The sequence below is a fragment of the Peteryoungia ipomoeae genome, assembly GCF_004912165.1.
Lineage (GTDB): Bacteria > Pseudomonadota > Alphaproteobacteria > Rhizobiales > Rhizobiaceae > Allorhizobium > Allorhizobium ipomoeae.
The window spans coordinates 1,289,506-1,308,747 of the sequence record NZ_STGV01000001.1 but is presented as its reverse complement, the minus strand read 5'-3'; the positions used below and the strand labels follow the sequence as shown (position 1 = coordinate 1,308,747).

14 protein-coding genes are annotated in these 19,242 nt (G+C 60.2%); 4 read left to right on the top strand and 10 right to left on the bottom strand.

The genetic code is table 11. From position 1 onward, the window contains the following. Positions 1 to 14: 14 nt before the first annotated feature. From FAA97_RS06315 to pepN, 3 genes are all read right to left on the bottom strand, one after another. Complete coding sequence (locus FAA97_RS06315) at positions 15 to 1,502, bottom strand: oligosaccharide flippase family protein (protein ID WP_168800930.1); 1,488 nt, start codon at positions 1,500 to 1,502, stop codon at positions 15 to 17. 182 nt (positions 1,503 to 1,684) lie between these two features. After that, the gene (locus tag FAA97_RS06310) at positions 1,685 to 4,054 is read right to left on the bottom strand and encodes a PAS domain-containing sensor histidine kinase (protein WP_136597625.1); all 2,370 of its coding nucleotides are present in this window, start codon (positions 4,052 to 4,054) and stop codon (positions 1,685 to 1,687) included. A 274-nt stretch (positions 4,055 to 4,328) separates the two neighbouring features. Further along, positions 4,329 to 6,977 (bottom strand): aminopeptidase N, encoded by a 2,649-nt coding sequence (gene pepN / locus FAA97_RS06305; RefSeq protein WP_136597624.1) that lies wholly within the window; start codon positions 6,975 to 6,977, stop codon positions 4,329 to 4,331. A gap of 494 nt (positions 6,978 to 7,471) precedes the next feature. On the opposite strand from pepN, the gene FAA97_RS06300 reads away from it, so the two are divergent. Continuing rightward, complete coding sequence (locus FAA97_RS06300; RefSeq protein ID WP_136597623.1) at positions 7,472 to 8,410, top strand: DMT family transporter; 939 nt, start codon at positions 7,472 to 7,474, stop codon at positions 8,408 to 8,410. On the opposite strand, the gene FAA97_RS06295 is transcribed toward FAA97_RS06300, so the two are convergent. Beyond that, complete coding sequence (locus tag FAA97_RS06295) at positions 8,407 to 9,651, bottom strand: MFS transporter (RefSeq protein ID WP_136597622.1); 1,245 nt, start codon at positions 9,649 to 9,651, stop codon at positions 8,407 to 8,409. The genes FAA97_RS06300 and FAA97_RS06295 overlap by 4 nt on opposite strands. 321 nt (positions 9,652 to 9,972) lie before the next feature. On the opposite strand from FAA97_RS06295, the gene FAA97_RS06290 reads away from it, so the two are divergent. Continuing rightward, on the top strand, positions 9,973 to 10,869 hold the full coding sequence (locus tag FAA97_RS06290) for a hypothetical protein (protein WP_136597621.1): 897 nt from the start codon (positions 9,973 to 9,975) through the stop codon (positions 10,867 to 10,869). Between the two features lie 32 nt (positions 10,870 to 10,901). Here FAA97_RS06290 and FAA97_RS21045 read toward each other — a convergent pair whose 3' ends face one another. From FAA97_RS21045 to FAA97_RS06265, 6 genes are all read right to left on the bottom strand, one after another. After that, complete coding sequence (locus tag FAA97_RS21045; RefSeq protein WP_168800929.1) at positions 10,902 to 11,060, bottom strand: hypothetical protein; 159 nt, start codon at positions 11,058 to 11,060, stop codon at positions 10,902 to 10,904. A gap of 273 nt (positions 11,061 to 11,333) precedes the next feature. After that, complete coding sequence (locus tag FAA97_RS06285; protein ID WP_136597620.1) at positions 11,334 to 11,522, bottom strand: hypothetical protein; 189 nt, start codon at positions 11,520 to 11,522, stop codon at positions 11,334 to 11,336. A 136-nt stretch (positions 11,523 to 11,658) separates the two neighbouring features. Beyond that, complete coding sequence (locus FAA97_RS06280) at positions 11,659 to 12,546, bottom strand: uracil-DNA glycosylase (protein ID WP_136597619.1); 888 nt, start codon at positions 12,544 to 12,546, stop codon at positions 11,659 to 11,661. A 61-nt stretch (positions 12,547 to 12,607) separates the two neighbouring features. Further along, positions 12,608 to 13,900 carry an Hsp70 family protein gene (locus tag FAA97_RS06275; protein ID WP_136597731.1) on the bottom strand — a complete coding sequence of 431 codons (1,293 nt, stop codon included), beginning with the start codon at positions 13,898 to 13,900 and terminating at the stop codon, positions 12,608 to 12,610. Between the two features lie 676 nt (positions 13,901 to 14,576). Then, on the bottom strand, positions 14,577 to 15,362 hold the full coding sequence (locus FAA97_RS06270) for an SDR family oxidoreductase (protein ID WP_136597618.1): 786 nt from the start codon (positions 15,360 to 15,362) through the stop codon (positions 14,577 to 14,579). Between the two features lie 95 nt (positions 15,363 to 15,457). After that, positions 15,458 to 16,900: a putative bifunctional diguanylate cyclase/phosphodiesterase gene (locus tag FAA97_RS06265; RefSeq protein ID WP_168800928.1), complete on the bottom strand. Its 1,443-nt coding sequence runs from the start codon at positions 16,898 to 16,900 to the stop codon at positions 15,458 to 15,460. On the opposite strand from FAA97_RS06265, the gene FAA97_RS21040 reads away from it, so the two are divergent. Both FAA97_RS21040 and FAA97_RS06260 read left to right on the top strand, forming a co-directional pair. Beyond that, positions 16,899 to 17,174 carry a hypothetical protein gene (locus tag FAA97_RS21040; protein ID WP_168800927.1) on the top strand — a complete coding sequence of 92 codons (276 nt, stop codon included), beginning with the start codon at positions 16,899 to 16,901 and terminating at the stop codon, positions 17,172 to 17,174. The genes FAA97_RS06265 and FAA97_RS21040 overlap by 2 nt on opposite strands. Before the next feature lie 332 nt (positions 17,175 to 17,506). Further along, entirely contained in the window at positions 17,507 to 19,168 is a 1,662-nt protein-coding gene (locus FAA97_RS06260) for an electron transfer flavoprotein-ubiquinone oxidoreductase (protein WP_136597616.1), read from the top strand. Positions 19,169 to 19,242 lie beyond the last annotated feature (74 nt).

Below are 19,242 nucleotides of genomic sequence, written 5' to 3'. Positions count from 1 at the left end.
TCCTTCAGTCATGGTTAGGCAGCGCGAGAGCGGCGAGCAAGTTTGAACAAAATTGACGTCAACATGCCAAAGCCGTCCGGATCCTGCCATCGGTAAAGCAAAAGGACGACAGGCCAGAGACCGGCAGTCAGCACGACCATCAAGATCCAGTGATGTCCGGCCAGCAGCTGGATCGCGGTGACGGCAACGAGCAGAGAGGCTATCGGCGCAAGCCGGGACAGGCAGCGCGCAAGGATGCCCGAAAGCCACATCTGCCCTCCAAGGTCGAGCGAGGCTCGAAAGACGGAAGCAATGGCGGCTCCGATCAGGCCATAACTCGGCGTCAGAAGATAAAGGGCCAGGACGAAAGGCGGCAGCTGGGCAAAATGCAGTTTGGCAATCAGATCGGGGCGCTGGCGGCTGTGCAGCAGCCAGTAGGGGGCAAAGGTGATCGAGCCTATCCAGATCGAATTGACCAGGATGACAGCGGCTGTACTGGACTTGGCGGAAAAAGCCGCGCCAAGCCAGATCGTCAGCAGCGGATCCATGAGAAGGATGCCGCATGCGCAAATGCCGCCGTAAAGAATGCCGGTGGAGACAAGCGCGCGGGAGGCGAGTTCCGTCGCTTCCTGCGGTTCAGAGCTCGAGAGCCGTGGGAAAAGGGCGCGCGAAATCGCGCCCGTCAGGATCTGCGTCCGACTGATGACACTGAACGGGACCGAATAATAGGGAACAGCCGCGACACCGAGCATTCGCCCGACGGCCAGCTGGTCAAGTGTGTTGAGCAGAGGCGTGACAAGGGTCGATACGGTAACCCAGCCACCGTAGCCGAGTAGCTGCCGGGCGCGCGCCATCTGGAAGTCAGACAGGCGGATCGGGCCTTCGATGCGGTAGACGACCACCAGGCTGATGGCGAGGGAGATCAGCCGGGCAATGGCGGCTGTCGGAATGATAGCGGACAGTTCGTTGGACACGAAAACGGCGCAGATGACCGGGGTGACCTGACCGAATATCGTGCTGCCGACCTGCAGGACGTTGGCAAGTAGAAAGTTTTCCCGTGCTTCGATGACACCGATTGTCGCGTTGGACAGCAGGACCAGGGGTAGAAGCGTGGCAATCCAGGGCATGGCCGCGCGCACCTCGCCCTCAAGCTCGACGGGCACGTTCTTGCCAGACGCAAGCAGCAACAATCCGATACTGTAGATGGCAATCCCGCCGATCAGGGCCATCAGGATATTGATGGAGAAGGCGGAAATCAGCACCTGGGCGCGTTCGCGGCGATCATCCAGCTTCAGTCGGGCCATTGCGTTGATCGTGGCCGGAGCAAGACCAAGATCGAGAAAGGCGAGATAGCCGATCATGATCCAGATCAGGGACAGGACACCGTAGCGGGCATCCCCCATATGGTGGATGTAGACCGGTACGGTAAGAATGAAGATAGGGATGGGCGCGACCGCGCCGATCAGATTGACCGCGAAGTTGACGTGCAAGCCCCTTCGAGGTTTCGGTTCATCAGATTTCATCGCTATCTCTGCTCCTGCGTTACAGTCTAACGCGAGGCCCATGTGCACGCTTTATGCGCAAGAAAGCATAAAGCTTTCGACGTCTGACAATCTGTAGTCTGAGAAGGTTAGCAGCGAGTGAAGCAACACGCTTTGTTGTGCCGTGGGAGGGGGGCGCGTTCTTGCGCCCCTCTTGATGTGGATCAGGCTCGTTTTTTTGCCTGTGCGGAAACGACCGCATCCGGGATGAGGATGGAAACGACGGTCCCCTGACCTTCGCAGGAGCGGATCTTCAGCGAGCCGCCATGCAGGGAGACCAGCGAGCGGGAGATGGCAAGACCGAGGCCGGAGCCGCCTTTCGACTTGGCATACTGGTTCTGCACCTGCTCGAAGGGGTTGCCGATCTTGCCAAGTGCGGTCTTCGGAATACCGATGCCGGTATCGGCAATCGTCAGGCGCACGCCGTTGCCGACCTTATGAGCGCGAACCGCAATGCGCCCCCCCTCATTGGTGAACTTGACGGCATTCGACAGGAGATTGAGCATGATCTGCTTGATCGCGCGGCGGTCGGCGGCGAGTTGCAGACCTGCGGAAATGCGCTGTTCGACCGTGATCTGCTTTTCTGCCGCGGGGATGGCCGTGAGGCGCATGCTTTCCTCGATGAGCGGGCAGAGATCGATGGTCTCGCAGCGGATCTTCATCTGGCCCGCTTCGATCTTCGACATGTCGAGAATGTCGTTGATGACGTTGAGAAGATGCTTGCCGCTTTCGTGAATGTCCTTGGCATATTCCTCGTATTTCGGCGAGCCGACAGGGCCGAACATGCCGGTGAGCAGGATTTCGGAAAAACCGAGGATCGCATTGAGCGGCGTTCTGAGTTCGTGGCTCATATTGGCGAGGAATTCGGACTTCGCCTTGTTGGCGGCCTCGGCGCGCTGCTTTTCGGCCAGATATTTTTCGTTGGCCTCGGACAGTTCCGTTTTCTGACGTTCAAGGATCTTCTGCGAGGAAGAGAGATCGCCGATGGTAGCCATCAGGCGGCGTTCCTGATCGCGCAGGCGCTCCTGGTGCCGTTTGAGGACCGTGATGTCGGTGCCGACCGAGACGAGACCGCCATCGCGGGTCCGGCGCTCGTTGATCTGCAGCCAGCGCTCGTCGGCAAGCTGGACTTCAGAGGTGCGGGAATTCGTGCCGTCATCGGGATCGGCGATGCGCCGGCTGATGATCGGCTTGGCGGCGGAGGCGAGAACCACGGAGCGTTCGGTGCCAGGCACGAGCACGTCATCGGGCAAGCGATAGACCTTCTGGAAATGACCGTTCCAGGTGACGAGCTTGTCGTTCTTGTCCCAGAGCACGAAGGCTTCGGAGGTGCAATCGATGGCATCGGCCAGACGCTGATCGGCTTCGGCATAACGCTGGGCAAGACGGTGCTGCTCGGTGACGTCCATGGCGATGCCGATGACATGCATGCCGCCGGTGTGACTGGCAAGGATCTGCGCGCGTGCCCGCATCCAGACATAGTGGCCCTGGGCATGGCGCATGCGGAAGAGCTGGTCGATATGGCGTGAGCGACCGCGATTAAGCGCGCGTGCGAGTGAAAACAGGTTGCCATCATCCGGATGCATCAGCGCGGCGGCCTGGGCAAAGGTGAGGGGGGTCGAGGAAGGGTTGAGACCGAGCATCTCATACATCGACCGCGACCAGACCAGTTGACGCGAACTCAGATCGAAATCCCAAAGCCCGCAGCGGCCGCGTGCCAGCGCTGTCTCCACACGCAGGTTCGACTCCACGAAGCTGTCATCAGCCTCGCGCGCCCGCCGTACCTGATGGAAATAGGCATAGAGAATGACCAGCAGAATCAGCGAGACACCGGCAAACAGGGTGACGTTGAGCGAGATCTCGCGCCGCCAGAATTCCTCAACGGCTTGCAGGCTGTGGGCGACCAGGATCAGCGCGCCATCCTCACCAACGCTGGTGACGACGGCATAATGCGGGATGCCGTCAAACTCCGCCTCGACCGCGGCCTTGGCGCCGTCATTCGGGATGGAGAGCATCTGCGGCATGATGGCCGAGAGGATCAGACCGACTTCGTCTTCTGCGCCCTCGGACGTTGCAAAGACCCGACCGCTGGGATCAACCAGAAGCACGAAGATGCCGGCCTGAACGGCCTCTGCGGGGAAATAGGCGGACAACGCCTTTTGAGCGGCGGCACGATCACGCGTTGCGAAGATTTCCGGTTGGCTCGACAGGGCCGCATCGGCGGTGGCGGCGATCAGGGCTGTTTGCACGCGCACAGCGGTTTCCATGCGCTCGTGCTCTGTCATGATGCCGGCGGTGCGCGCCAGGGCCACGACGCACAGGAAGGCGAGAATGAGAACAGGGATCAACCGGCGCAGCAAGGTTTCCAGCGCGCTGACGGGGCGACGCGCGCCATTGTTGCCGTCGCGCTCCCGCCCGGAGCTTGGCGGCGGCCCGGAGAAGGCGCGCCGCAACGAGTCAAAGACTGTTTCGCTTTCCCAGAAATTTATGCGCAACCGATCATCGGCTGCGGTGACCCGCCGCGCGTTCAACATACCATCCGCCTCTTGTCCTCGTGCGATTCGACGCGCCGCTCGCGCGAATCTGACCCCAAAGAATCATGGTGGATTCTGCTTGTCCAGACGCATAGGGTAAAGAAACTCTTAACCCCTTAATTGGAATCCGTTTTTTTTAAGGCGCGGGAGGATGAGGGGTGAAAACCGAGGAAAATCAGCTCGATAAAAACGGGAGTTGTTCACGCGTCACACGCAAAAGGCGCCACAATCGCGGCGCCTTTGCAACCAAATCAGGTCGACGCGTGGTTGCGCGTCAGGCCTTGAGGATACGGTCGACGATATCGCGGACATCGGTCGAGAGGTTGGGGCCACGCTCGATGGTCACAAGTGCCTGGCGTGCCTTGTCCGCGCGCGAGGATTCCAGCATCCGCCAGGACCGCAACGCCGTCAGCAGACGCGCGGCAAGCTGCGGGTTGCGCGGATCGATATCGAGGATCTGATCGGCGAAGAAGGAATAGGCCGCGCCGTCCTTGCGGTGGAAGCCGGTCGGATTGCTGAAGGCGAGGCTGCCGATGAGGGAGCGCACACGGTTCGGATTGCCGGCCGCATAGTGCGGGCTCGCCATCAGACTGCGTACATGCTCCAACGTTTGGGCGCCCGGGATCGTCGCCTGGATGGCAAACCACTTGTCGAGCACGAGGGGATTGTCGGCAAAGCGTGCTTCAAAGGCCTGCAGGGTGGCGGCGGTTTCTTTCGCCTCCGGGAAGCGATGGGCCAGCACGCTCAGCGCCTGCGAAAGATCCGTCATGTTGTTGGCTGCGGCATAGGCCTCTGCCGCCCGTTTCGGATCGCCCTCGGCAATCGACAGGAAAGTCAGTGCCGCATTGCGCAAAGCCCGGCGTCCGGCACTGGCAGCGTCCGGCGAGAAGGCACCGGTTACGGCGTGACGGTCGTAGAGAGCGGCAAACACGGAAGCACCAGCCTTGGCGAGCGCGACAAGGACGGCCTCGCGTCCGACATGGATGGCATCCGGGTCGTTGTCTCCGCCCAGTTCCCGCGCGATGTCGGATTCGCTGGGCAGGGCAAGCGCCTGGGCGCGGAAGGCCGGCTCGAGCTCTTCGTCGGCGGCGACCGTGAGAAGGATATCGACAAGCGAGGCGCTGACTGCGACAGGTTCGCCGGCCTGCGCGGCGCGCGCGGCCTTGGTGAGAACCGGCAATGCGCTGTCGGTAATGGCCTGCCAGCGGGCAAAATGGTCGCTGTCGTGGCGCGCGATATGGGCGAGATCCGCTTCGCTCTGCTCGAAATGCAGGGTGATGGGGGCGGAGAAGCCCCGGTTGAGCGAGACGACAGGGCGGCTGGAAATGCCGCTGAAGACAAAAGTCTGCGAACGCTCCGTCAGATGCAAAACGTCGGCTGTGACCTTGCCACCCGTGACGATGCTGGCGTCGAGTTCGGCGCCATTGTCGCCGATCAGCGCGAAGCGCAGCGGGATGTGCATCGGCTCCTTGTTCGGCTGTCCGGGTGTTGCCGGCAACATCTGCTCCAAGGAAAGCGAGAGTGTCGATGCGGCGGCATCATAGACGCTGGAGACGGTAACCTGCGGCGTGCCGGCCTGATGATACCAGAGTGCGAACTGGTTGAGGTCGGCGCCTGTTGCATCTTCAAAGCACTTGACGAAATCCTCGACGGTCGAGGCATCGCCGTCATGGCGTTCGAAGTAGAGATCCATGCCCTTCTTGAAGCCGTCGCGACCGAGAATGGTCGCGATCATGCGTGTGACTTCGGAGCCCTTCTCGTAGACCGTGGTCGTGTAGAAATTGTTGATCTCACGATACTTCGTCGGCCGGACCGGATGCGCGAGCGGGCCGGAATCTTCCGGGAACTGCTCCGAGCGCAGGTGGCGCACTTCGGCAATGCGCTTGACCGGGCGGGAGCGCATGTCGGCCGAGAATTCGTGGTCGCGATAGACCGTCAGGCCTTCCTTGAGGCAGAGCTGGAACCAGTCGCGGCAGGTGATGCGGTTGCCGGTCCAGTTGTGGAAATATTCATGCGCGATGATCGCTTCGATATTCGCGTAGTCCTGATCTGTCGCGGTCTCCGGGTCGGCAAGGACATATTTGTCGTTGAAGATGTTGAGACCCTTGTTCTCCATCGCGCCCATGTTGAAGTTGGACACGGCGACGATCATGAAGATATCGAGATCGTATTCGCGTCCGAAAACCTCTTCGTCCCACTTCATCGAGCGCTTGAGGGCATCCATGGCGTAGGCCGCGCGCGGCTCCTTGCCATGCTCGACATAGATCTTCAGCGCGACCTCGCGGCCAGTCATGGTGGTGAAGGTGTCTTCGACGACGCCGAGATCGCCGGCGACCAGCGCAAAGAGGTAGGATGGCTTCGGATGCGGGTCGAACCACGCGGCGAAATGCTTGTCGGGGCCGAAGCCGGCGCCACCGAGGAAATTGCCGTTGGACAGCAGAAGCGGATTGGCCGCCTTGTCGGCGATGATGTTGATCGTATAGACCGCGAGCACATCCGGCCGGTCGGGGAAATAGGTGATGCGGCGGAAGCCTTCGGCCTCGCACTGGGTGCAATAGATGCCGTTCGACCGGTAGAGGCCCATCAACTGCGTGTTGGCCTCCGGATTGATCATCGTGACGACGGTGATCTCGAACGGTGTCGATTCCGGCAGGTCGCGGATCTCGAGACTCTCGGGCAGGGCGGTGTAGCGCGCCGGATCCATCTCGATCTGATCGAAGAGAAGACTGGTCATGGTGAGATCGTCACCATCCAGAACGAGGGGGGCTGCGGGATCGACACCTTCGCGCCGGTGGAAGATCAGACGCGCTTCCACCTTGGTTTCGGTCGGATCAAGTTCGAAGGTCAGATCAACTCGTTCCAGAACAAAATCGGTGGGGCGGTAGTCTGCCAGATGAACGATCCGGCCCGTATCTGTGCGCATAGTATGTCCTGGTCGCTTCTCAATGTGGGCCCGGTTGCCAGCGTCCTGTTGTCAGCATCGCATGTCTGAGCCAAATCCAGTCGATCATTACAGCAAATTCTGAACGATTGTTAAAACTCTAGCGAATTTATGGGTCTGCTTATCTGCCGCAAAGGCAGAAAAGCGCGCGTTATGGCGTCATAATGGAACATTGCCCAAGAATAGTTCACCGCTGATCTTGCCCGGCCCTTTCAAATTTCGGTGACTGAAGAGGGCAGTTCGGGATTATTTTGAATGCATGCACGATGGATCGTCGAGGCCGGAGAAACGCCGGTTCGCGTCAGGAGTCCGGCCGGACTGCCTATGCCCGAAAGATCGAGGGAAGGTCGATTGCTGCCTTGTCTGATCACCGGGAAGCTGCAAGGGTTCGCGCCGCATGAGCGACCCGGAGGGTGAGTCTGGGGCGCAGAAGACCCGGTTGTGAGACCGATAGACAGACAGGCAGCACAGCTACGATGGCATACGCCGACCCAAGCCCCTTACGCGGGATCCTACTCAAGGTTTGTTCGGTTGGTGTGTTTGTTGCCATGGCGACCTGCATCAAGCTTGCGGGTGCCGGAATTCCGCCCGGACAGATCACGTTCATGCGGTCGGCCTTTGCCGTTTTGCCGGTTGTGGCCTACCTCGCATGGCGGGGTGAATTGCGTCGGGCGATGCGGACCGATCATCCCTTCGGCCATGTCAAACGTGGATTGATTGGCGTCTTCGCCATGGGCTTCGGTTTTTATGGCCTCGTCTTGCTGCCGCTGCCGGACGCGATTGCCATCGGTTATGCCATGCCACTGCTGGCCGTCGTCTTTGCTGCGGTTTTCCTCAAGGAGACGGTGCGGCTCTATCGCTGGTCGGCCGTCGCCATCGGTCTTGTGGGCGTGCTGATCATATCGTTGCCCAAGCTGTCGCTTTTCAGTGAGGCGGGCCTGGGAGGGCAGGCGGCGATTGGCGCCATCGCCGTTCTGTGTTCGGCAGCGCTCGGTGCGGCTGCCATGCTTCAGGTTCGCCAACTGGTCGAAGTGGAAAACACCTCGACCATCGTCCTCTTTTTTTCCGTCATGGCAGCGCTTCTCTCCGCAATCACCTGGATCTTCGGCTGGGCAAGTCTCACGGCGGAGGCCACGCTTCTCTTGATCCTGGCCGGCATCTTCGGCGGCATCGGGCAGATCCTGCTGACGGAAAGCTATCGCTATGCCGATGTCTCGACGATTGCACCCTTTGAATATTGCTCGATCATTCTGGGATCGGCTGTCGCCTATGTGCTTTTTTCGGAAATCCCGACCGGCACCACGGTCATCGGCGCGCTGATTGTTGTCGGGGCGGGGATTTTCATCATCTTTCGCGAGCACCAACTCGGCCTGGAGCGGCGACGGGCACGAAAGGCCTCGACGCCTGCAAACTAGCTCGTTTCTGCTGCGGGGTCATGCAGCGGCGAGGGCGCGTCGGTGCCCTGCATGCTGGGCATAAGCGCCTGGAAATCGGTCTTGTCATCTGCGGTGACATCGGCCGGGCGGCGGGTCATGCGCCAGGCGGCGTAACCGGCATAGAGCGCGAAGGCGACACCGAGGAACCAGATCAGCGCATTGGGGCCAAAGGCCTGCATCAGCGAACCCGCCATGATCGGACCGGTGACGGTCCCGAGGCCGTAGAGGATCATGATGGCGCTCGACAGCGTCACATATTCATGCGGCTCGGCGAGATCGTTGGCATGCGCGACATTGAGCGAGTAGACCGGATAGAGAACGGCGCCGACAAGGAAGCCGGAGAGGTAGACGGCGAGAGGCTGTTCGCTGCCGAAGGCCATCATGAGAAGGCATGCGCCGACGCCGAACAGGCCCGCGCCAATCATGACCTTGCGTCGATCGATGCGGTCGGAGAGCCGCCCGATCGGCACCTGGGCCAAAGCTCCACCAGCCAGGAAGGCGGCAAGAAGGGTTGCGCCCTGCGCCGTGTTGAGGCCGATATTCTGCGAGTAGACGCCGCCCAGACTGCCCCAGGTTCCCGACAGCGCACCGGATAGAAGCGAGCCGAAAAAGGCAATCGGCGACCGATTGAGCAGGCGCTTGAGGTCAAAGCTCGCTTCCGCGATGGGCGAGGGCGATTGCGCGGTCGACAGCGCTACGGGAAACAGGGCGGCTGAAAAGATCAGGGCGCAGATCATGAAGAGCTGCGGGCCATTCACATCACCAAGCGGGACGAGATACTGGCCGCCGATCGAGCCGACCAGGCAGGTCACCATATAGACGGAAAACAGGGCGCCGCGGTTGTCGTTGTTGACGCGCTCGTTGAGCCAGCTTTCGATCAAGAGATAGGCGCCTGCGATTGCAAAACCGGAGAGGCCGCGGAAAATCATCCAGGCCCACCACTCGACGACGAGAGCGCAGAGCAGGATGGAGATGGTCAGGAGCGTGACAAGTGCGCCGAAAACCCGGACATGTCCCACCCGCCGGACAAAGATCGGCGTGACGATGCAGGACAACGTGAAGCCGAACGTGTAGCCGGTCGCGATCACCGAAATGATCAGTGTCGACCAGCCCTCGGCCAGGGAGCGGATGGGCAGCATGTAGCTCATCAGCCCGAAGCCCGCCATCATCATCAGGGTCGAGAGCATCAGCGTGGCGATAGAGGCGAGGCTTGACAGCATGCGGCGGGTTCCTTGCAAGATTTTGCGATCTTGACCGGAAATAACAATCCTTCAAGATGAAGTTGCGACCCGCCGGGGTGAAATCACGCCTTCGGTGGCGATGACAATCATTGATAATAATAATGAATTGAAATGGTGAGGCAATTTCGTTTAGGTTGTTAAGTGTCACAGGACGGCGGCTGCACGTTGGCGGTCGCTGACGAAAGGTTTTCATGCTGTTTCGGCAAAGTGCAAAGGACCGATGGAAAGCTGGCGAACCACAGGACCGTCAGGGGACTGATCCGTTCATTTTGGCCGTCACTCTGTCCTTGAGGAGGCAACATGCCGTTCTCGGTCGATGAGATTGCCGAACATCCGCATTTTCTTGGGGCCCTGCGCGATTACTCAAGCAGTCTGCGTCAGCAGTTCGATGGTGCGCCCAGGCTGTCGCGGATGATGGCATCGCATCAGCGCTGGCTCTTGAGCCAGGCGGCGCTTGCACTCGATCTGGAGTATGATCCAAGCCAGCCGAGCAGTGGGCTGACGACGACAAACCTGCGCGAGATCGTCACGACCACGTCCGCTGCAAGCCGCAACACCGTGCTGAATTTTCTCGACCAGCTGCTGAGCTACAAGTTTGTCCGAATTGCCGGTGATCCCTACCGTCGGCCCAAACGCTACGAGGCAACCGATATCAGTCTTGCGGCCATGTTCCAGTGGCTGGTGACGAACCTCAGGCTTCTCGACAGCCTGGATGGGGGCGGGCGTGTGTCGCAGCTTCTCGCCAAGCCCGAGCTGTTTCGCCTGATCCAGCCACAGATCGCTCATCGAACGTGCCATTGCCCCGCCTGGCGCGAGCCGCCGAACCGTGTCGCGCATTTCCTCTGGACGGAGGCCGGCGGTCTGGTGATGGATGAGATGGTCCGGCGCGCGACGGATCTGAATTCGGAGTTGGACGGCTACCCGATCGGTCGGGTGGATGCGCGCAGTCTGTCCGAGCAGTTCATGATCTCGCGCACGCATTTGCAGCGTCTGCTGCGCAAGGCGGTGGATCTCGGTTGCCTAGCCTATGTGGACGATGCAAAGTCCGGCTTTGTGTTGAAGCGGGCGTTCCTTGAGGAATACTGCCATTGGCAGGCCATCAAGTTTGCAGTCGTTGATTTTGCCTTCGAGGCAATCTGCGGCCCTGTGCGCCTTAGTCTGCGCGAGCCGCAGCGCAACACGCTTCGCGAGGCGTGAGCAAGACTTTGTCGTCGGGCTGACTGAGAGGGTCAGATATCGAAGGCGCAAGCGCGAGCTGTTTCGCCGCGTTCGAGAGCGGCCCGACGGCGACGCGCCGCATCCGACAGGGCGGCGGAAACACTGATGGCCTGCTCGATGTCATTCATGACCTGGCGAAGACTGCGGACAGAGCTGAGGCGAAGGGACATGACGTTCTCCTTGACGAGAGTGGTGGTCTTGCAGCCCTTAATCTGTTCACGATTGAACGATTGATGCAATGCACAAATGGGAGAGGCAGATATGCGCTTCGCGCAGAGCCGCCCGTTCGGCATGCGGAGGTTTGGAGAACTGTCCGGAGTTACATCGGCGCCGAGGCGTTTGCGCAGGGTCGCGCAGGGGAACGCAGAGCTGTTTGCTGGGGCTTTTCGGTGACCCGTGGCAACAAAAGTTCGGCGACGCTTCGAGCGTCGGTTCAAGCCAGGTTAGAGGCTGTGCTCGACAACGCTTGTGAGCGGGCGTGCGATGCGGCCGACATGGGAGGTGCAGCGGGCCGTCAACTGCTCTGTGGCTGCAAGACCACCGCGATGGTATGGCGCATTGACGCGCCCAATGTCGCCGGCCAGACGGAGCGTCTCGAATTTGCAGTGGATTGGGCGAGTGCGCAGGGTCACGGGGTTATTCCTTGTGAGTCGATCCTCCCTCACAGGTGCCGAATATCGCAGTGCAGCATTTTTTCGGCAAGGCGAACAAATGCGATGCTGCCATGCGCAATTCGCATGGCGTTTGTCATATCTCCGTTGAAATGCCTTAAACCTGGGCAGGTGCCTGCTGAAGGCGCTCGGAAAAAGCCAGAAGGTCGAGCCAGGCCAGAGCCTTGCTGCCGGGAGCAGACAGAAGCTCCTGCGGATGCAGGGTGGCAAGCGCCGGAACGATATGGCCGGAGCCGCCAATCTCGCGCCATTTTCCGCGCAAAGCATGGATCGTGCCGGTTTCTCCGAAGAAGAAACGGGCGGCAAAATTGCCGAGAACCAGAACCTGTCGCGGTTCGCAGAGCGCGATCTGCCGCTCGATGAAGGGGCGGCAGATGGCGATTTCGGGTTGCGAAGGCATGCGATCTCCCGGCGGGCGCCAGGGAATGATGGTCGTTACGTAAACCGCCTCCCGCGGTTGGCCGATTGCCGCCAGCATCCGGTCCAGCAGAAGCCCGGCGCGCCCGGAAAAGGCTGTACCTTCCCGGTCGTCGTCAGCGCTCGGCATTGGCCCGATGACCATGATGCCGGATTGGCCGGAGCCCGTGACGGACACTGTCGAACGGGCGGAGGCCTTGAGATTGCAGCTGGCAAATCCCTCGATGGCCGTTTTCAGTTCGGCCAGTGATCGGGCACTTTCTGCGGCAAAACGCGCCTCGGCAACGGCGTTTTCGTCCGGAATGGCGGGCAGGGTGGAGCCGAGGGCGGCCTGCGATCGCGCGGGTTTCTGGTCTTGCGGCGGTGCCGGAATGCCGCGCGCTGCTGCGGCTTGCATCGGTGCGGGTTGCGGTTGCGCCCTCTGCACGTGCCGCGCCGCCCGTTCGCCTGCAAAGGCTGCAATGCGATCCACCGGCTCGTCTTCAACCAGCCACTCGACGCCCGCATCGGCATGGAATGCCAGAAGGGCGGCGAGTTCTGCGGGCGTCATGTCGCGGGCTTGGATCATGCGTCCGTTCTAGTGCCAATCGCCGTGGCAAGGCAAATCAAAAGCAAGCGGTCTCTCGCTTTCACGCGGTCCATTGGCCGATGTCGTCGCGATCGCCGATCAGCGCCAGACCATGGGCAATCGAGACCATTTCGCCGCCTGTTTCGATCCGGTCGGCGTCAAAACGACGGTTGAAGATATCGCGGACGGCCGGAACGAAGGAGGTGCCTCCGGTCAGGAACACCTTGTCGATTGCGGCGGCGTTCGTGTTGCTCTGTTCAAGAACCTGGTCGAGCGCTTCTTCCATGCGGACAATGTCGTCCGCGATCCAGCTTTCGAAGTCCGTTCGCTTGACCTGCTTATGTCCAGCCTTGCCGAGGGGTGCGAAACGGAATTCGGCTTCCTCTTGCGAGGACAGCGCCATTTTCGCCGCAGAGACCGCCTGGTAGAGCGGATAGCCCTCGTCATGATCAATCAGGTCGATGAAGATTTCGAGCTTTTCCGGCTCCTCGGCCTGGCGGACAAGGGACTTCAGATCAGCAAATTCCTTCATTGTTTTGAAGATAGATAGCTGGTTCCAGCGCGAGAAGGCGAGGAAATAGTTGCTCGGCACGTCGAGCAGCTTGCCGAAGCTTTTGAACTGCGTGCCCTTGCCGATCTCGGGAGCGACGAGATGGTCGATGATGCGGGCATCGAACTGGTCGCCGGCGATACCGACACCGGAATGGCCGATCGGGGTTGCACTCAGGCGCCCGGCATTGCTTTCAAACCGGATCAGCGAAAAGTCTGTTGTACCGCCGCCAAAGTCGGCAACGAGAACGGTCGCGTCCTGTTTCAGTGTCCGGGCGAAATAGAAGGCGGCGGCCACGGGTTCGTAGACATAGTGGATTTCCGGAAATCCGAGGCGCGTCAAAGCTTCCTGATAGCGGGTGGTGGCAAGGGCCGGATCGGGGCTTGCCCCGGCAAAATGCACGGGGCGGCCGACGACAAGCCGTTTGGTATCCACCGGCCAGCCGCTGCCGGCATAGGCTTCCAGACGCTTGAGGAACACTTCCATCAGGTCTTCGAACTGGAAGCGCCGGGCATGAACCAGGGTACCCTGGAACAGAGGGGAGGCGGCAAAGGTCTTGATCGACTGCAGGAAGCGACATTCTCCCGGATTGTCGATGAAGGTGCGAATGGCAGCCTGGCCGGCTTCCACCTTTAGCGCGCCGGCGCCCAGTTGCGGATCCTTCATGAAGGAGAGCGCCGTGCGCATGCTGTCGGTTTCACCTGCAGACGAGGTGAAGGAGACGGAGCGGGTGTGATCACCAGCATCGGCCACTGCCATCACGGTGTTGGTGGTGCCGAAATCCAAGCCGAGCGCCTGTGCCATGGCCATCGCTTTCTGTCCTGTGACGATTGGGAGGGTGCCGCAAAAAGGCCCGGACGAAACCGGGCCTGGGAAAGAGGGCGCCTGATGCCATAGCGGCTGATCGGAGGCAAGGTGGCGGGACGAAAAACTATTCCTTGCTCGCATCCCTGATGGAACAGGGCGGCAATGCGGGATCGACTTTCGGGTGATGTCTTCAGAACAGCTTCAGCCTAATGCTCGGCGCTGAGGCGTGGATCGTTAGGTCATAAATCTGTGCCCGATCTCAGGGGTGACCCAAGTACTCGGTTTGACACCGCGTTTGGTGTCACATCTCGTCGTAAGCCACGGAATGGACGGATCGTCTGTGTTTGGGCCCTGAACCCTCTTCGCTCGTCGCAATCAGAGGCAATATGTGACCGATGATCTTGCCCTGAGCGAAAATGCGTGAGCGGGGACCCAAAAGTGCAACGGCACGCGACGGCTCATCCGTTTCGTCCGAGGGATCAGGTTGTTGCACGTCAAATGGTGGCGTCAACCGGTCTTCATGTCCGGCGGGGAGCATTTTTGTAGACTTTCTTGGCAAGGATGATGGGACAGGAATACCCCAACTGCCTTGCCAAGATGTTCAGATCGCCATTAAGATTTTAGCGAGCGCTAATGAAATAGCGTCAGGCCACCTCGTCTACAGTTCGACGTCTCAGTTGGACTTTGCCGCGCCACCATCGACGCGCAGCATAGTGCCCGTCACATAGCTTGCTGGCACCGAGCACAGGAAGGCCGCGGCCGCAGCAAATTCCTCGACCTTGCCAAGCCGTCCGGCCGGGATGGCCTTGATCGAGTTTTCGCGTACCGCATCCAGCGACGTTCCCTGGCGTTTTGCGTTGGCGCCATCGAGTTCATCAATTCGGTCGGTATGGATGCGACCAGGCAGGATCATGTTGGCCGTCACGCCATAGGAGGCGACTTCGGTCGCCAGCGTCTTGTTCCAGCCAACAAGTGCGCCGCGCAAGGTATTAGAAAGGGCGAGGTTGGGGATGGGTTCAAAAACACCGGAAGAGGCCACAGTCAGAACGCGACCGAACCCTTGTGTCTTCATCAGTGGCATCAGCGCGTTGGTGAGCGTGATCACGCGCACCACCATGGACTGGAAGAAGTTGTAGAGCTTCTCGGCATCCATGTCCTCGACCGTGCCCGGGGTTGGGCCACCCGTATTGTTGACGAGGATGTCGATGCCGCCGAGCGTGTGATGCACGGCATGCAGCATCTGGTCGACGAAATGGCTGTCGGCGAGATCGGCGACCACATAGTCAGCCTTGCCGCCCGAGGCACGGATGCGTTCGACATTGGCTTTCAGGCGTTCTTCCGTCCGCCCGCAGATGAGGACATGGACGCCTTCAGCTGCAAGCGCGTTGGCAATGCCAAGCCCCAGTCCGCGTGATGCAGCGAGAACCAGTGCGCGTTTTCCTGTGATGCCGAGATCCATGAGTGCAATCCTTCCGTGATGCGATGCTTTTACCGGACCCTAGCAAGGGGTGAGGCGAGCGGGAAGGGGCATTTGCACAAGGCTCGGCCCAAGGCTTAGGAGGCCACCTGTTCAAGCACGGCTGCGGGACGCTGCTGGCCGCGGATCGGCTCGGGGCGACCATGCAGATAACCCTGGAAACGGACCGCGCCGGCAATACGCGAGCAGGTCTGCTGCTCTTCGGTTTCGATGCCTTCGGCCACGACGATCATGTCCAGTTCCTTGGCGATTTCGCCGATTGCGGTCACGAAGATCTGGGTGATCTTGTCGGTTTCCAGTCGCTGCGTGTAGCTCTTGTCGATCTTGATATAGTCGACCGGCAGATCGCGGAGCAGGGCGAACGAGTTATTTCCGGTGCCGAAATCGTCGAGCGCGATGGTGAAGCCCATTTCGCGCAGCTCCTTCAGCGCCCGCTGCACGGAGGGGGTGGCGCTCAGCACCACGGTTTCCGTGATCTCCAGCGTGAACTGGCTGGCCTCGCAGCCGCTTTCACGCAGCACCCGGCGGAACATGTCGACCATACCGTCATTGCGGAACTGGGCGCCGGAGACGTTGACGGAGAAGCGCGGGTATCCGCTCGATTTCAGATCACGGCAGGCGCGCTTGAACACCCATTCTCCAAGACGATGGATCATCTCGGACTTTTCGGCGACGCGGACGAATTTGTCCGGCGGCACATAGCCACGGCCGCGATTGCGCCAGCGCAGAAGCGCTTCGGCTGCACACACCGTGCCGTCCGCCTCGATGATCGGCTGGTAATGCAGTTCGAGCTGGTCGAGCAGGAGGGCCGCATGGAGATCATGGGCGATCTGGCGCTCTTCGGCTTCCTCGTGCTCCATGTCGCGATGATAGAAGGTAATCTTGCCGCGGCCATTGCGTTTGCCGGCGTAAAGCGCGACGTCGGCCTTGTGCATCAGATCCTGCGAGCGCGAGGCATCCTGGGGGGCGCTGGCAACGCCCACGGAAATGCCCTGGAAGCCACGGGCTTTTTCGTTGTTACGCAGCAGCGACGCCAGCTTGTCGGCGAAGTTGCGCGCCTCAGGGCCGATCAGGCGAGGATCGCTGCCGGCGACCAAAATGGCGAACTCATCGCCGCCGAGGCGACCGACCGTCCAGGATTGATTTTCCCGAGCGCACTGGCCGAGCATGCGCAGCACTTCGTCGCCATTCGCGTGACCGAAGGTGTCGTTGATCATCTTGAAATGGTCGACGTCGAGGAGAAGCATGGTGATCTCCTCATAGGCGCGACCGGCATCCTTGGCGTCTTCGATTTCGGCGAGTTTGTCGTTCAGGATTTCCATGAAGCGGCGGCGGTTCCAGCAGCCGGTCATTTCATCGACATTGGCGCGACGCTCGACCCGTTTGGTCCTGGCACTCAGCGCCCGCCAGACGGCCGAGACAGGACCCAGATGCAAGATGAGGGCAATACTGGCGGCGCCGGAGCCGACGGCTGTCGCCATCATCAATTGCCTGACAAACTCCTCGGATGCAGGCGTCATGATCAATGCCACGACGGCAAGCAAGGCGGCCATCCCTGACGAGCCGACGGCGGTCAAGAACGCCACCCTGACGGTTCGGAGAAGGTTAAGTATTTCGCGCAAGAGCCTGACCCGATCTCGTTCGTGGCCCTCCCATCCGACGCTCGTCGGACTGGACCGATTGCTGTTCAAGATAGCGCAATCATACGCTGTGCCAGTTGAAGACAGGTTAATGCGTAACGTGCCATTTTATGCTCAAACAACGGAAAATGCACGTTTTTCGCTCGCAATTTGACGTTGAGCAGGATGATTCCCGCGAGAATGTCTTGGTTCATATTGGGCTGATTGCGATTATACTCATGTCGTCTCGCCGAGATGCTTTCGTGGAACCCCTAAAAAGGAAGGGGACTTGCGGTTCTGTTTGTGACGGAACGCACATCAGCGGTGCTTGAGCTGGGACGTATCCGGATCGGCTGTGCATTGACGTTTACGTGTACGTAAGATATTCTTCCCTCTCACACCGCCCTGCCGGAATTTGCGTCGCCCGGCGTCGCGCTTCGGCTCGACAATCGGGTCGGGTTTTGTCAAGGAGGAGGGCGGACGGGACCGCCTGATGAGGAAATGACCATGAGCACCGAAATGGAACTGCCGGAACGCGAGAGCATGGAATTCGACGTGGTAATCGTCGGTGCGGGGCCTGCGGGCCTGTCTGCTGCAATCCGGTTGAAGCAGGTCAATCCGGACCTGACGGTGGTCGTGCTCGAAAAGGGTGCCGAGGTGGGGGCGCATATACTCTCTGGCGCTGTGGTTGATCCTGTTGGCATCGACAAGCTGCTGCCGGATTGGCGCGAAGAGACCGATCACCCATTCAAGACCGAAGTGAAGGACGACCAGTTCCTTTTCCTTGGGCCTGCCGGTTCAATTCGTCTGCCGAATTTTCTCATGCCGCCGCTGATGAGCAATCACGGCAATTATATCGTCTCGCTCGGCAATGTCTGTCGTTGGCTGGGCGCCCATGCCGAAGCGCTTGGTGTCGAGATCTATCCGGGCTTTGCCGCAACGGAAGTGCTCTACAATGACCAGGGAGCCGTGATCGGTGTCGCGACCGGCGACATGGGCATCGAAAAGAACGGTGAGCCTGGACCGAGCTATACCCGCGGCATGGAACTGCTCGGCAAATATGTGCTGATCGGCGAGGGCGTGCGTGGTTCCTTGGCCAAGCAGTTGATCGCCAAGTACCAGCTGTCGAAGGACAGCGACGTGCAGAAATTCGGCATCGGCATCAAGGAACTGTGGCAGGTCAAGCCTGAGCATCACCGCCAAGGCCTGGTGCAACACTCTTTCGGCTGGCCGCTTGGCATGAAGACCGGCGGCGGTTCGTTCCTCTATCATCTTGAAGACAACATGGTGGCAGTGGGCTTCGTGGTTCACCTGAACTATAAGAACCCCTATCTCTATCCTTTCGAGGAGTTCCAGCGTTTCAAGACGCACCCGGCAATCCGCGATACCTTTGAGGGCGCAAAGCGTTTGTCCTATGGCGCACGTGCCATCACCGAGGGCGGTTATCAGTCCGTGCCGAAGGTGACCTTCCCCGGCGGCGCGCTGATCGGCTGTTCGGCCGGTCTGGTCAACGTGCCCCGCATCAAGGGCTCCCACAATGCCGTGCTTTCCGGCATGCTGGCGGCCGAAAAGATTGCCGATGCGATTGCCGCCGGTCGCGCCAATGACGAGGCGATCGAGATCGAGAACGAATGGCGCTCCACGGATATCGGCAAGGACCTGAAGCGGGTGCGCAACGTCAAACCGCTCTGGTCGAAGTTCGGCACGGCGCTGGGCGTTGCACTTGGCGGACTGGATATGTGGATAAACCAGATCTTCGGGACTTCGCCCTTTACGTTGAAGCACGGCAAGACGGATGCACAATCGCTGGAGCCGGCGGCAAAACACCAGCCGATCGCCTATCCCAAGCCGGACGGCGTGTTGACCTTCGACCGCCTGTCCTCCGTGTTCCTGTCGAACACCAATCATGAGGAAGATCAGCCTGTCCACCTGAAGGTCAAGGACATGGACCTGCAGAAGCGGTCGGAACTCGGCGTGTATGCCGGTCCCTCGACGCGCTACTGTCCGGCGGGTGTCTATGAATGGGTGGAGAAGGATGGCGAGGAAACCTTCGTCATCAACGCGCAGAACTGCGTCCACTGCAAGACCTGTGACATCAAGGACCCCAATCAGAACATTACCTGGGTGCCACCGCAGGGCGGCGAAGGGCCGGTCTATCCGAACATGTAGTTCGTCGTGGGCCCGGCAGGCCGCCGTGGACGTTGGCTGGCAATGGTCCGGTCGACTGGTAAGCGCAAGCGTCA